Origin of the sequence: Streptomyces sp. NPDC046977 (assembly GCF_040644455.1) — a bacterium.
GTDB lineage: Bacteria > Actinomycetota > Actinomycetes > Streptomycetales > Streptomycetaceae > Actinacidiphila.
Genome location: NZ_JBEYWO010000002.1, coordinates 336450 through 349860 on the forward strand (window position 1 = coordinate 336450; position 13411 = coordinate 349860).

Here is a 13411-nt window from a genome sequence, read left to right on the forward strand (position 1 = left end):
CGACATGACCGGTGACCATGTCCGCGTCCGGTAATAGCGGGTCGACGAGCCGTCGCCGGTCGCCGGAGAACCCTCGGCAGGGCGGAAAAGCTCGTGCACATTGGTCACGACGGCAACGTCACCCGCCGGGGGGAAACGCGGCGGGACCGTTTCGATGTGGGGGTAATCATGCACAAGCGCATTCGCGCTGCCGCGGTCGTCGGTGTCGGCGCCCTGGCCCTTTCCGCTCTCGCGCTGCCCGCCGCCCAGGCCGCTCCGGCCGCCGGCGACACCAACCTGTACAACGTGAGCGTCAACGACGGCAAGCCCATCGTGATCGGCTCCTCGGGCATCGCGTCGTCCGTGACGGTCAAGATGACGGCCTTCGACCGGAACGGCCTCAACGACATCAGCGGGATCCTCTACCACGGCACGGACGTCAACCACCACGACTGGGGCGTGTCGCTGCCCAGCTGCGGCAAGCACGCGGTCACCACCTACACCTGCACCATCGTGCTGAAGAGCACCGACGTCTACCGTCACTTCGGTGTGAACAAGAACTCGCAGGCGGGCTCCTGGAAGATGTGGGGCTACGCGCTCGGCGCCGACGGCGACTCCATTCAGAAGGACCCGGCGAAGACGTTCAGCGTGCTGCGTGGCACCAAGCTGACCGTCAACGCCGCCCCGGAGCCGGTGAAGAAGGGCAAGACCATCACGATCACCGGCACCCTGAAGCAGGCCAACTGGGAGAGCCACCTGGACGTCGGCCACAGCAACCAGTTCGTGGCCCTGCAGTTCCGCAAGGCCGGCACCACCAAGTACGTGGACGTCAAGGGCACCCGGTCCAGCGTGTCCGGCTACCTGAAGACCACCGTCCACGCCGCCGCCGACGGGTACTACCGATTCGCCTACAAGGGCACGCCGACCGCTGCCCCGGTCGTCACGGCCGGCGACTACATCGACGTCCGGTAACCACACCACTCGCGCACCCGGGCGGCGCCGGGCTGTCCTCAGGGACGGTCCGGCGCCGTTCCCTGTTCGTCGCTGTCCGCCCGGTACACCCGGCGCCACACCACTTCCAGGACGGCCGACGCCGCGACCGCCACGGCGACAGCGGTCCAGGGCGCCTGGGTGCCGACGAGGCGGAGCGCGAAGAAGTCCTGGAGCCAGGGGACGGCCAGGACGACGAGGAAGGCCGCTCCCATGGCGAGCACCAGGACGACCCGCCACCAGGTGTAGGGGCGGGCGACGATCGCCAGCACCCACATGGCGATGAGGAAGAGCGTCAGCGTGGCCGCGCTGGTCTCGGCGGGGAGCGCGTCCGGCCCCTGGTAGTGGTGGCGGGCGAGCAGGTACGTCACGAAGGTGGCGACACCGGCGATCACCCCGGCCGGCAGCGAGTAGCGCATCACCCGCCGTACGAACTGCGGCTTGGCCCGCTCCTTGTTGGGGGCCAGGGCCAGGAAGAAGGCGGGCACGCCGATGGTGAGGGTGGACAGCAGCGTCAGGTGCCGGGGCAGGAACGGGTACGGCGCGTGCCAGATGACCACCAGCAGGGCGAGCAGCACCGAGTACACCGTCTTGGTGAGGAACAGCGTCGCCACGCGCGTGATGTTGCCGATGACGCGGCGGCCCTCGGCGACGACCGAGGGCAGGGTCGCGAAGCTGTTGTTCAGCAGGACGATCTGCGCGACGGCCCGGGTGGCCTCGGAGCCGGAGCCCATGGCGACGCCGATGTCGGCGTCCTTGAGCGCGAGCACGTCGTTGACCCCGTCGCCGGTCATCGCGACGTTGTGGCCGCGGGACTGGAGCGCGCCCACCATGTCCCGCTTCTGCTGCGGCGTGACACGCCCGAAGACCGTGCCGCGGTCGAGGACGGCCGCCATCTCGCCGCGGTCGGCCGGCAGCCGGCGGGCGTCCACCGGGGCGTGCGCGCCGGGCAGGCCCAGCTTCCCCGCGACCGCGCCGACCGAGACCGCGTTGTCGCCCGAGATGACCTTGGCCTGCACGTCCTGCTCGGCGAAGTAGCGCAGCGTGTCGCCCGCGTCGGGGCGCAGCCGCTGCTCCAGCACCACCAGCGCGGCCGGGGTCACCGAGGCGGTGACCGCGGGGTCGGCCAGCCCCTTGCGGGCACGGGCGAGCAGCAGGACGCGCAGCCCCTGGGCGTTGAGGTCGTCGATCTCGGCGAGGGCGCGGTCGCCGCCGGGGAGCAGCACGTCGGGGGCGCCGAGCAGCCAGGTGCTGCTGTCGCCGTCGGGCTCGGTGAAGGCGGCGCCGCTGTACTTGCGGGCGGAGGAGAACGGCAGTGCCTCCGTGACGTGCCAGCCGTCGCCGGGCGCGGGGTAGGCCTCGGCGACCGCCGCGAGCGTGGGGTTGGGCCGCGGGTCGGAGGCGCTGACGGCGCCGAGCACCTGCCGTACGTACGGCTCGGGCAGGCCGTCCAGCAGGCGCAGCGCGGAGACGTCCATGCCGCCCTCGGTGAGCGTGCCGGTCTTGTCCAGGCACACCACGTCGACCCGGGCGAGTCCCTCGATCGCGGGCAGTTCCTGCACCAGGCACTGCTTGCGGCCCAGCCGGACCACACCGATCGCGAAGGCCACCGAGGTCAGCAGCACGAGTCCCTCGGGCACCATCGGCACGATGCCGCCGACCATGCGGCGGACGGCCTCGCGCCAGTCGTCGGTCTCCAGCACGAGCTGGCTGACGATGAGGCCGATCGCGGTCGGGACCATCATCCAGGTCACGTACTTGAGGATGCGGCTGATGCCGCTGCGCAGTTCGGAGTGGACGAGGGTGAAGCGGCTGGCCTCCTCGGCCAGTTGCGCGGCGTACGCCTCACGGCCGACCTTGGTGGCGGTGAAGGCGCCGCCGCCGGCGACGACGAAGCTGCCGGACATCACCGGGTCGCCGGGGTGCTTGACCACCGGGTCGGCCTCGCCGGTGAGCAGAGACTCGTCGACCTCCAGGTTGTCGGCCTCGGCGACCTCGCCGTCGACCACCACCTTGTCGCCCGGCCCGAGCTCCATCAGGTCGCCGAGCACGATCCCCGAGGTGGGGACGCGGGTCGGGACGCCGTCCCGGCGCACCACCGGCTTGGCCTCGCCGATGACGGCGAGGCCGTCCAGGGTCTTCTTGGCGCGCCACTCCTGGAAGATGCCGATGCCGGTGTTGGCGATGATCACGAAGCCGAACAGCCCGTCCTGGATGGGGCCGACCACCAGGATGATCAGGAAGAGCACGCCGATGATGGCGTTGAAGCGGGTGAAGATGTTCGACCGCACGATTTCGGCCAGCGAGCGCGAGGACGTCACGGGGACGTCGTTGACCTCGCCCCGTGCCACCCGTTCCGCGACCTCGGCACCCGTCAGCCCCCGCAGTGCCGGCGGCAGGGCGCCCGCGGTGTCCCGTGCCTCTGTTCCCGTGCGGTCCGTCATGGGTTCGACGGTACGTGCGGATCGCCGAGGACGCGTCGCGGGGTGGTGCGTCTCCGGGAGGTCTCCGGGGCCGTCGTCCTTCTGGGGGAGGAGGTCAGGCGTGCTCGGCGTGCTCGCCGTGTTCCGGCTCGCCCGGCCGCTCGGCCGCGGCGCGGGCGATGGCGTCCCGGCGGGCGCGGACGTACCAGAGGCCGATCAGGCCGAGGCCGCCGCCAGCCAGGCAGGTCCAGATGATCCACGCGTGCCCGTGGTCGGCGTACCAGCCGTAGAAGGGCAGCTGCAGGACGAACAGCGCGAACCAGACGACGGTGCCGACGGTGACGGTCGCCACGTCGTTGGCCTCCAGCGGCGCCGGGGCCTCGCGCAACGGTGCCTTCGCGCCCGTGGCCGGCCGGTTGGTGCCGTCCGTGCCGTCTGTGCCCGCGGTGCGGTGGGGGGTGCCGGGGTCGCTGCTGCTCATACCGCACAGCCTACCCATGCCCGCCAGGGGGTCTACGCGCGGAGATAGCCTCGAAGCCGTTCATATGTTCATACTGAAACCATCCACGCATGACGTGAATCATTCGTAGGAACCTCCAAGTAAGTCCGATCAATCCGGCCCGATCCCCCCACGCAAGGACCCGCATGTCGCCGTCGACCACCGCAAAGGTCGTGTCCAGCTCCCCGACCCCGCCCCCGGCGACCGCCCCCGGCGCGCTCGACCGGTTCTTCCGGATCTCCGAGCGGGGGTCCACGATCCCCCGCGAGATCCGCGGCGGACTGGCCACCTTCTTCGCGATGGCCTACATCATCGTCCTGAACCCGATCATCCTCAGCTCGGGCGTGGACAAGTACGGCCACCACCTCGACAACGGCCAGCTCGTCACGGCCACCGTCCTGACCGCCGCGTTCACCACCCTGCTGATGGGCGTCATCGGCAATGTGCCGATCGCGCTGGCGGCCGGCCTCGGCGTGAACACCATCGTCGCGCTGCAGCTCGCGCCCCGGATGAGCTGGCCGGACGCCATGGGCATGGTCGTCCTCGCCGGCCTGGCGATCATGGTGCTGGTCGCCACCGGCCTGCGCGAGCGGGTCATGAGCGCGGTCCCGCTGGGGCTGCGCAAGGCGATCGCCATCGGCATCGGCCTGTTCATCGTGCTGATCGGCCTGGTCGACTCCGGTTTCGTCTCCCGCATCCCGGACGCCGCGCACACCACCGTGCCCCTGCAGCTCGGCGGCAACGGGCATCTGCTCGGCTGGCCGGTGCTGGTCTTCATCCTCGGCGTGCTGGTCACCCTGGCCCTGCTCGCCCGCAAGGTCCCCGGCGCGATCCTCATCAGCATCGTGGCGATGACCGTGCTCGCGCTGGTCGTGGACGCCGTCGCGCACATCACGCCGGGCGCGTGGGGCCTGACCGTGCCGCACTGGCCGGGCAACCCCGTCTCCACCCCCGACTTCGGGCTGCTGGGCAAGGTGAGCCTGTTCGGCGGCTTCGGCGAGGTCGGCATCGTCACCGGCCTGCTCTTCGTCTTCACCGTGCTGCTCAGCTGCTTCTTCGACGCGATGGGCACCATCCTCGGCGTGAGCGACGAGGCGCACCTGCTGGACGAGGAGGGCGACCTGCCCGGGATGAGCAAGGTGCTGATGGTCGACGGCATCGCGACCGCGGCCGGCGGTCTGACGTCCTGCTCGGCCAACACCTGCTACGCGGAGTCCACCGCGGGTGCCGGTGAGGGCGCGCGCACCGGGCTCGCGTCGGTCGTCACCGGTCTGCTGTTCGTGGTGGCGCTGTTCCTCACCCCGCTGGCCACCATGGTCCCCGCCCAGGCGGCGACTCCGGCGCTGGTGGCGGTGGGCTTCCTGATCATGGCGGGCGCGGTCCGGGACATCGACTGGAGCGACTTCACGATCGCCGTCCCGGCGTTCCTGACGATGCTGCTGATGCCCTTCACCTACTCGATCACCAACGGCATCGGCATCGGGTTCATCACCTTCTGCCTGCTGCGGCTGGCGACGGGACGCGGCCGTGAGGTGCCGCCGGCGCTGTACGTGGTGGCGGGTGTCTTCGTCTTCTACTACCTGATGCCGGCGCTGGGGCTGGCGTAGCCGTCGGCGTAGAACTGCTCGGTCTCGTCGACGGAGGCCTTGAGCCGTTCGTCGAAGTCGTCGCGAATGAGCGTCCGGACTATGTAGTCCTGGACGCTCATTCCGCGTTTCGCGGCGTGAGCCTGGAGACGGTCCAGCAAGTCCCCGTCAATGCGCATGCTGAGCACTCTCGAAGCCATGGGGCCAGGGTCCGCGCCGATCGGTCGTGCGTGCGTCGATTTCAGGGCGGAACTCACCCGGATGGGTGAGTTCGCTCACGAATGCGTTTGGCACGGGAGGCCGGATTTTCCTTAGCATAAGTAATGAGCTAGGCTAAGTAACGTGAGTGAACTGTCCGAGGACGACCGCACAGCGGTGAACACGCTGCGCGGCGCCGTGATGCGGCTGTCCCGTCGTCTGCGCCACCAGAGAGTCGACGAGTCGCTGAGCCCCACGGAGATGGCGGTGCTGGCCACCCTGGCCCGCTGCGGCTCCGCCACACCCGGTGAGCTGGCCCGCAAGGAGCACGTCCAGCCGCCGTCGATGACCCGCATCGTCGCCATGCTCGAGTCCAAGGGCCTGGTCCACCGGGACCCGCACCCGGACGACCGCCGCCAGGTCGTCGTCCGGCAGACCGAGGCCGCCGAGGCGATGCTCGAGGAAAGCCGGGCCAAAAGGAACGCCTTCCTCGCGCAGCTCATCGAGGGGCTGGACGACGACGAGCGCGCCGCGCTCCGTGCCGCGGCGCCCGTCCTGGAGAAGCTCGCCCACTCCGACATCAGCCCTCGATGAGGAGGCGAAACCCGATTGAGTTCGGCAGCCGCATCTGACGCCGCACCCGAACCGACCACCCCCGGCCCCGCGCCCGACGAGGGCGGGCCCGAAGACCCCGCAGCACCCCCCGGCCCGGCAGCTCACGACGCCGCTGCCGGCGCCGCCGACCCCGCCGACCTGGTGAACCCGGCGGGCGCCGACACCGCCGCGGGCGCCGCGGAGGCGTCCCGCGTCGCCGGCCCGCCCGCCCCCGCCCGCGGGGGCACCTTCAGCTCGCTGCGCAACCGCAACTACCGGCTCTTCGCCTCGGGCGCGCTGATCTCCAACACCGGGACCTGGATGTCCCGCATCGCGCAGGACTGGCTCGTACTGAGCCTGACCGGCTCCTCCTTCGCGGTCGGCATCACCACCGCGCTGCAGTTCCTGCCGATGTTGCTCTTCGGGCTCTACGGCGGCGTGATCGCCGACCGCTACCCCAAGCGCCGCATCCTGCTGGGCACCCAGATCACCATGGGCGCGCTCGGCCTGCTGCTGGCGGCGCTCACGCTCTCCGGCACGGTGCAGGTGTGGCACGTCTACGCGATCGCGTTCGGCGTCGGCATGGTCACCGTGGTCGACAACCCGACCCGGCAGGCCTTCGTGGTGGAGATGGTCGGACCGGCCGACGTGCGCAACGCCGTCTCGCTGAACTCCGCGAACTTCCAGAGCGCCCGGCTCATCGGCCCCGCCGTCGCCGGTGTGCTGATCACGGCGGTCGGCAGCGGATGGGCCTTCCTCTTCAACGGCCTGTCCTTCATCGCGCCGCTCGCCGGGCTGCTGATGATGCGCGTCGGCGACCTGTACGCCGTCCCCACCGCCCCGCGCGGCAAGGGCCAGCTGCGCGAGGGCCTGCGCTACGTGGCCGGCCGGCCCGAACTGATCTGGCCCATCGTGCTGGTCGGCTTCATCGGCACCTTCGCGTACAACTTCCCGATCTGGCTGACCGCCTTCGCCGACCACGTCTTCCACGGCGATGCCGGGATGTACGGCCTGTTCAACTCCGTGCTCGCGGTCGGCTCCGTCATCGGCGCCCTGCTCGCCGCCCGGCGCGGCAGCACGCGGCTGCGGCTGCTGGTGGGGGCCGCGTTCGGCTTCGGCGTGCTGGAGATGGTGGCGGCGCTGTCGCCCACGTACTGGGTGTTCCTGGTGCTCATGCTGCCGATCGGCATGTTCGGGCTGACGTTCAACACCACCGCCAACGCCAGTGTGCAGCTCGCGACCGACCCGGTCATGCGCGGTCGCGTCATGAGCCTGTTCATGATGGTCTTCGTCGGCGGCACCCCGCTTGGCGGCCCGCTCGTCGGGTGGGTGACCGACGAGTTCGGCGCCAGGACCGGTTTCCTCGCGGGCGGCCTGGTGGCGGCGCTGGCGGCCGTCTCCGTGGGCGTGTTCCTGGCCCGGCTGGGCGGGCTCCGGCTCAGGATCGACCTGCACCGGGGCAAGGACCACAAGCTGATCGAGCTGGTGCCGAGGGAGTCGGTGACCGCCTGAGCGCGGCGTCGGCCGGGGCGGGGGCTGCGCCGCCGATCGCGGCACTGCCGCATCGGCTCGGCCCGCACCGGCGGTCGGCCGGGTCCCGTCCCGCGCCCCGATGACGCCCTCCAGGGCGACAGGTGATCGTCAGGCTTGCAACGCAGACCGTCACCGGCCCTCCCCGGTCCGGTGGGCGCCGCGGCCCCCAGCCCTTCGCGGCCGGCCAGCGCAGGGCCGCGGTCGACGGACGCGGCTGTCCCGGCGTCGTGGCGCTCGCGGGGCGAGGCTCGCGCCGAGCGGGGTGAGGGCGTAGTCGACCCGAACCGGGACGGACGGTGTGACGGTCCGCGAGACCAGGCCGTCGCAGGGGACCGGCGCAGCAGCCGGCCCCGGTCCGGCGCCCCGGTCCGGTGGGCGCCGCGGCCCCCAGCCCCTCGCGGCCGGCCAGCGCAGGGCCGCGGTCGACGGACACGGCTGCCCCCCGGCGTCGTGGCGCTCGCGGGGCCAGGCTCGCGCCCAGCGGGGTGAGGGCGCAGTCGACCACCCCGTACCGGGGCGGACGCCGCTGCGTGGGGCCGGCGCAGCAGCCCCGGCCCCGTGCCCGGTCCGGTGGGCGCCGCGGCGGCCCCCTCAGGACGCGGGCGTTCCGGCGTCGTAGCGGTCGCGGGCCTCGAAGACCTCCTCGATGTGCTCCTCCGCCCAGTTCTTCACGGCGGAGAACAGCAGCGCCAGGCTCGCGCCCAGGGGGGTGAGGGCGTAGTCGACCCGTACCGGGACGGACGGCGTGACGGTCCGCGAGACCAGGCCGTCGCGCTCCAGCGTGCGCAGGGTCTGGGTGAGCATCTTCTGGCTGACGCCCGGAATGCGGCGGCCGAGGTCGCTGTACCGCTGCGGGCCGGCCTCCAGTGCGGAGAGCAGCAGGCCGGCCCATTTGTCGCTGATCCGGGCGAGCAGCTCGTTCGTCGGGCAGCCCTTCATGAACGCGTTGTAGACCGCGCGGGCCTCCTCGCGCCGCTGGGCCGCGGTGGTCGTCGCCATGGGGCTCCCTCCGGACTTCCCGGTACGGTACGCACTTCCGGGTACGTACTTACCAGAAGAGAGTAGCTCTCCCTAGGTTTGCGGTGGGCGGGATCAGCCGCCGTACACCGTTGAGAACAGGGAGTTTCCGCCATGCGCGCTGTTGTGATCAGGGGATTCGGCGGGCCCGAGGTGCTGGAGGTCGTCGAGGCGCCGCTGCCCGAGCCGGGACCGGGCCAGGTCCGGATCCGGGTCGCCGCGGCCGGCCTCAATCCGGCCGATCTCGCCATCCGGGCCGGACTGTTCGGGCCCCGGGAACTGGGGCCCGGCGAGTTCCTCGGCCTGGGCTGGGACGTCGCCGGGACGGTGGACGCGCTCGGCGCCGGGGTCCCCGGCCTCGCGGAGGGCGCGGCCGTCGTGGGTCTGGTGAGCGGGTCGGGCCGGCTCAAGGCCCACGCCGAGTACGTCGTGCTCGACGCGGAGGCCGTCGCCGCGGCCCCCTCGTCCGTCGACCTCGTCCACGCCGCCACCCTTCCGGTCACCGCCCACACCGCCGACCAGGCACTCGGTCTGCTCGGCGCCCGGCCCGGCGACCGCCTGCTGGTCACCGGCGCCGCGGGCGCGGTCGGGGGCTTCGCCGTGCAGCTGGCCCACCACGCGGGGCTGCGCGTCGTCGCCCTGGCCCGCGGCGGCGACGCGCCGCTGCTGAGGGAGCTGGGGGCCGACGAGGCCGTGTCGTCCCTGGACGGCGTACGGGTCGACGCGGCGCTCGACGCGGCGGCGCTCGGCGGTCCCGCCCTCGCTGCCGTCCGCGACGGCGGCGCCTACGTCACCACCCGGCCCGACGCGGTCCCCGCCGCCGGACACGGCATCCGCGTCGCCGCCGTCCAGGTCCGCCCGGACGGCGCCCGCCTCGCGGAGCTCGCGGCGCTCGTGGACCGGGGCGTGCTCACCACCCGGGTGGCCGACACCTACCCCCTGGAGGAGGCGGCCAAGGCGCACGCGCGCCTCGCGGAGGGGGGTCTGCGGGGCAGGCTCGTGCTGGTGCCGTGACCGGGGGCCGGCGGCGACGGGCGCGGCTTCATCGTTTCGAGTGAATGTGCGATCGGGGCGCGACGGGATGGCGGCGGCTGCGTGAGAATCGGAGCTGTCGTCAGTCGTACGTGCGGCCCCTGGAGGACCGATGAGCTCTCAGCCCCACTCGGGCCCCGCAGGGCACTCCTACGTTGCCGACGACCCGGAGACCGCACTGAAGTTCGCGATCCAGCACATGCGGGGGGACCGGGTGCAGCTGGTCGAGGGGGTGATCGATCAAGTGCCGCCGACCTGGGACCACGAAGACGTCGCGGACAGGGTCCGGGAGCAGATTCGGCCGGCCCTTCGCGTGCTCGGGTGCATCGCGGGTTCGGGCAATCTCGATCTTCCCGGGTCGGACAACTGGTACGTACCGGATCTGGCCGTGGTGCCCCGCGAACTCGCCAAGGGAGCGCGGGCACTGCTGCCCGATCAGACCCTGCTGGTCGTGGAGGTCACCTCGGAGTCCAACGGCGACACCGACCGGATCGTCAAACGCCGCCGGTACGCCGAGTACGGCGCCCCGCTGTACCTCCTTGTCGACCGGCAGGAGCGCAGTTGCACCTTGTACGCGGAGCCGGGAGAGCTCGGCTACCAGGTGGTGGACGGTCCGCATCCCTTCGGCACACCGCTGCGCCTTCCCGAGCCCTTCGGTCTGGACCTGGACACCACGGAGTTCTGAGCTCGCGCCCGGCCGTCACAGCCCGTCGGCCAGCACTTCCGCGAGGTGCCGGGCGGGTACGCCCGCGAGCTGGGCGATCTGGGTGCGGCAGGAGTAGCCGTCGGCGAGGACGGCGGTGCCGGGGCGGGCGGCGCGCAGTGCGGGCAGCAGCTGCTCCTCGGCGCAGGCGACGGAGATGTCGTAATGGCCGCGCTCGAAGCCGAAGTTGCCCGCGAGACCGCAGCAGCCGGCGGAGAGTTCCCCGGTGAGGCCGGCCCGGGCGCGCAGCCGGCGGTCGGGGCCGTCGCCGAGGACGGCGTGCTGGTGGCAGTGCGTCTGACCGGCGACGGGCGCTGCGAGCCGGGGCGGGGCCCAGCCGGGGGCGAACTCCTCCAGGGCCTCGGCGAAGGTGCGCACGGAGGAGGCCAGCGCGCGGGCGTCCTCCGTGCCGAGCAGTTCGGGCAGGTCGGTGCGGAGCGCGGCCGCGCAGCTGGGTTCCAGCACCACCACCGGCAGCCCGGCGCCGAGGACCGGCCGCAACCGGTCCACCGTGCGCCGCATGACGGCACGGGCCTGGTCGAGCTGGCCGGTGGAGACCCAGGTCAGGCCGCAGCAGACGGCCCGCGGGGGCAGGACCGGCCGGAGCCCCGCGGCTTCCAGGACGCGCACCGCGGCCCGGCCGGTCGCGGGGGAGAGGCGGTCGGTGAAGGTGTCCGGCCACAGGAGGAGGTCCCCCGCGGCCGGGGGGCCCGGTGACCGGTGCGTCCGCCGCCACCAGCGGGTGAAGGACTCCTCGGCCAGCCGCGGCAGTGCCCGCTCCGGCGCGATGCCGGCCGCCCGCCGGGCCAGTGCCGCCAGTGGGCGGATCCCGGCCAGCGTGTTGAGCGGGCCCGCGAAGGGGCCGGCCGCGCGCAGCCACACCGGCAGCCGCCCCATCGCGTAGTGGGCGGCGGGCCGCAGTCGCCGCCGGTAGTGGTGGTGCAGGAACTCGGCCTTGTACGTGGCCATGTCGACACCCACCGGGCAGTCGCTGCGGCAGCCCTTGCAGGACAGGCACAGGTCCAGCGCGTCCAGGACCTCCGGTGAGCGCCAGCCGTCCGTGACGACCTCGCCCGCCAGCATCTCGTGCAGCAGGCGGGCCCGGCCCCGGGTGGAGTGCCGCTCCTCGCCGGTCGCGCGGAACGAGGGGCACATCACGCCCGCGCCCTGCGGCGGTTCGGCCTCACGGCACTTGGCGACGCCGACGCAGCGGCGCACGGCCGTGGCGAAGTCCCCGCCGTCGTGCGGATATCCGAAGGCCACCTCGACGGGCTCCTTGGGCAGCACGGCGAACCGCAGGCCGGTGTCCAGCGGTTCCGGCCGCACCAGCATGCCGGGGTTGAGGCCGCCCGCCGGGTCGAGCAGGTCCTTGAACCGGCCGAACAGGCCGACCAGTTCGGGCCCGTACATGCGCGGCAGCAGCTCCGCGCGCGCCTTGCCGTCGCCGTGCTCCCCGGACAGCGAGCCGCCGTGCGCCACCACGAGCGCGGCCACGTCCTCCGAGAAGCGGCGGAACCGCGCCACGCCCGCCTCCCGCACCAGGTCGAAGTCGATGCGCACATGGATGCAGCCGTCGCCGAAGTGCCCGTACGGCGCGCCGTGCAGCCCGTGCTCGGCGAGCAGGGCGCGGAAGTCCCGCAGATAGGCGCCCAGCCGGGCGGGCGGCACGGCGCAGTCCTCCCATCCGGGCCACGCCTCGGTGCTCGTTTCCGGCCCGGTCCGGATACGTGTCGCCGTGCCGGCCGCGTCCTCCCGCAGCCGCCACAGGGCGCGTTGCGCGGCGGGATCGGTGATGACCGCGGAGGCCAGCGCGCCGTCGGCGCCCGCCAGCCGGCGCAGCGCGTTGGCCTCGCCGACGCCCGGCATCTCCACGAAGAGCCAGGCCGCGCCCTCGGGCAGCAGCTCGTTCCGGCCGCCCGTGGGGCTGCCGACCAGGTCGGCGGCCATGCCCTCGACGGTCAGCGGCCCGTACGGCAGCAGCGCCGGGGCCGCGTCGGCGGCGGCGCCCTCGTCCGGGTAGCCGAGGACGAGGAGCACCCGCACCGGCGGCGCCGGCACCAGCCGCACCTCCGCCTCGGTGACGACCGCGAGCGTGCCCTCGCTGCCGGTCAGGGCGCGGGCCAGGTCGCGGCCCCGTTCGGGCAGCAGCGCGTCCAGGGCGTAGCCGGAGATGCGGCGCGGCAGGTCCTGCGGGTAGCCCGTGCGCAGCAGCGCCAGATGCGCGTCGGCGAAGGCCCGCACGTCGGCCCGGACCGGGTCGCGGGTGCGCAGCGGGTCGCCTTGGTAGGTGAGCGCCTCCAGCCCGCGCACGTTGTCCGCCGTGGTGCCCCAGGCGACCGAGTGCGCGCCGCAGGCGTTGTTGCCGATCATGCCGCCGAGGGTGCAGCGGGCGTGCGTGGACGGGTCGGGGCCGAAGGTCAGTCCGTGGTCGGCGGCGGCGCGCCGCAGGTCGTCCAGGACGACACCGGGCTGCACGCGGGCCGTCAACGCGTGCGGGTCCAGTGACACGATCCGGTGCATGTGCCGGGTGAAGTCCAGGACGACCCCCGTCCCCGTCGCCTGTCCCGCGATCGACGTGCCGCCGCCGCGCGGGACCACCGGCACCCCGTGCTCCCGGCACACCGCGAGCGCCGCCGCCACGTCCTCCGCGTCGCGCGGCGCCACCACGGCCAGCGGGACACGCCGGTAGTTGGACGCGTCCATCGTGACCAGCGCCCGGCTCTGCGGGTCGCAGGCGACCTCGCCCCGCACGGCCCGCTCCAGCGCCCGGCGCAGATCCTCCGTCATGCCCCCAGCCTGCCCCACCGCCGCGCATGTCTCACCGCGTGGACTACTCCCCGAAACCACGCCGTAACGC

11 protein-coding genes and 1 pseudogene are annotated in these 13411 nt (G+C 72.9%); 6 read left to right on the forward strand and 6 right to left on the reverse strand.

What is annotated here, in order from left to right; translation table 11 throughout:
• The first annotated feature begins 168 nt into the window (after positions 1–168).
• Positions 169–951 carry a calcium-binding protein gene (locus ABZ883_RS04070; RefSeq protein WP_360901057.1) on the forward strand — a complete coding sequence of 261 codons (783 nt, stop codon included), beginning with the start codon at positions 169–171 and terminating at the stop codon, positions 949–951.
• A gap of 38 nt (positions 952–989) precedes the next feature.
• Here the strand turns inward: ABZ883_RS04070 and ABZ883_RS04075 are convergent, their stop codons facing one another.
• Together ABZ883_RS04075 and ABZ883_RS04080 are read right to left on the reverse strand one after the other, a co-directional pair.
• Entirely contained in the window at positions 990–3413 is a 2424-nt protein-coding gene (locus ABZ883_RS04075) for an HAD-IC family P-type ATPase (protein ID WP_360901060.1), read from the reverse strand.
• Positions 3414–3507: 94 nt separating this feature from the next.
• Entirely contained in the window at positions 3508–3780 is a 273-nt protein-coding gene (locus tag ABZ883_RS04080) for a DUF2530 domain-containing protein (RefSeq protein ID WP_360901648.1), read from the reverse strand.
• A gap of 257 nt (positions 3781–4037) precedes the next feature.
• On the opposite strand from ABZ883_RS04080, the gene ABZ883_RS04085 reads away from it, so the two are divergent.
• Positions 4038–5498 carry an NCS2 family permease gene (locus ABZ883_RS04085; RefSeq protein ID WP_360901063.1) on the forward strand — a complete coding sequence of 487 codons (1461 nt, stop codon included), beginning with the start codon at positions 4038–4040 and terminating at the stop codon, positions 5496–5498.
• Here ABZ883_RS04085 and ABZ883_RS04090 read toward each other — a convergent pair.
• The gene (locus tag ABZ883_RS04090) at positions 5468–5677 is read right to left on the reverse strand and encodes a ribbon-helix-helix protein, CopG family (protein ID WP_360901066.1); all 210 of its coding nucleotides are present in this window, start codon (positions 5675–5677) and stop codon (positions 5468–5470) included. The genes ABZ883_RS04085 and ABZ883_RS04090 overlap by 31 nt on opposite strands.
• Before the next feature lie 199 nt (positions 5678–5876).
• On the opposite strand from ABZ883_RS04090, the gene ABZ883_RS04095 reads away from it, so the two are divergent.
• Entirely contained in the window at positions 5877–6269 is a 393-nt protein-coding gene (locus ABZ883_RS04095; RefSeq protein ID WP_360901651.1) for a MarR family transcriptional regulator, read from the forward strand.
• Between the two features lie 15 nt (positions 6270–6284).
• Positions 6285–7781: an MFS transporter gene (locus ABZ883_RS04100; RefSeq protein WP_360901069.1), complete on the forward strand. Its 1497-nt coding sequence runs from the start codon at positions 6285–6287 to the stop codon at positions 7779–7781.
• Positions 7782–8042: 261 nt separating this feature from the next.
• On the opposite strand, the pseudogene ABZ883_RS04105 reads toward ABZ883_RS04100, so the two are convergent.
• Together ABZ883_RS04105 and ABZ883_RS04110 are read right to left on the reverse strand one after the other, a co-directional pair.
• A pseudogene (locus ABZ883_RS04105) lies at positions 8043–8126 on the reverse strand (winged helix-turn-helix transcriptional regulator); the annotation flags it as partial.
• Positions 8127–8393: 267 nt separating this feature from the next.
• Positions 8394–8801, reverse strand: a complete 408-nt coding sequence (locus ABZ883_RS04110) for a helix-turn-helix domain-containing protein (RefSeq protein WP_360901072.1) — start codon at positions 8799–8801, stop codon at positions 8394–8396.
• 132 nt (positions 8802–8933) lie between these two features.
• On the opposite strand from ABZ883_RS04110, the gene ABZ883_RS04115 reads away from it, so the two are divergent.
• Positions 8934–9833 (forward strand): NADP-dependent oxidoreductase, encoded by a 900-nt coding sequence (locus tag ABZ883_RS04115; protein ID WP_360901075.1) that lies wholly within the window; start codon positions 8934–8936, stop codon positions 9831–9833.
• Between the two features lie 130 nt (positions 9834–9963).
• Positions 9964–10536, forward strand: a complete 573-nt coding sequence (locus ABZ883_RS04120; protein ID WP_360901078.1) for a Uma2 family endonuclease — start codon at positions 9964–9966, stop codon at positions 10534–10536.
• A gap of 15 nt (positions 10537–10551) precedes the next feature.
• On the opposite strand, the gene ABZ883_RS04125 is transcribed toward ABZ883_RS04120, so the two are convergent.
• Complete coding sequence (locus tag ABZ883_RS04125) at positions 10552–13341, reverse strand: FAD-binding and (Fe-S)-binding domain-containing protein (RefSeq protein WP_360901081.1); 2790 nt, start codon at positions 13339–13341, stop codon at positions 10552–10554.
• Positions 13342–13411 lie beyond the last annotated feature (70 nt).

Bases quoted from the DNA above. Each gene is read 5' to 3' on its own strand.
- ABZ883_RS04070 (WP_360901057.1), top strand. From the start codon at position 169: ATGCACAAGCGCATTCGCGCTGCCGCGGTCGTCGGTGTCGGCGCCCTG.
- ABZ883_RS04075 (WP_360901060.1), bottom strand. From the start codon at position 3,413: ATGACGGACCGCACGGGAACAGAGGCACGGGACACCGCGGGCGCCCTG.
- ABZ883_RS04085 (WP_360901063.1), top strand. From the start codon at position 4,038: ATGTCGCCGTCGACCACCGCAAAGGTCGTGTCCAGCTCCCCGACCCCG.
- ABZ883_RS04090 (WP_360901066.1), bottom strand. From the start codon at position 5,677: ATGGCTTCGAGAGTGCTCAGCATGCGCATTGACGGGGACTTGCTGGAC.
- ABZ883_RS04095 (WP_360901651.1), top strand. From the start codon at position 5,877: ATGCGGCTGTCCCGTCGTCTGCGCCACCAGAGAGTCGACGAGTCGCTG.
- ABZ883_RS04110 (WP_360901072.1), bottom strand. From the start codon at position 8,801: ATGGCGACGACCACCGCGGCCCAGCGGCGCGAGGAGGCCCGCGCGGTC.
- ABZ883_RS04115 (WP_360901075.1), top strand. From the start codon at position 8,934: ATGCGCGCTGTTGTGATCAGGGGATTCGGCGGGCCCGAGGTGCTGGAG.
- ABZ883_RS04120 (WP_360901078.1), top strand. From the start codon at position 9,964: ATGAGCTCTCAGCCCCACTCGGGCCCCGCAGGGCACTCCTACGTTGCC.
- ABZ883_RS04125 (WP_360901081.1), bottom strand. From the start codon at position 13,341: ATGACGGAGGATCTGCGCCGGGCGCTGGAGCGGGCCGTGCGGGGCGAG.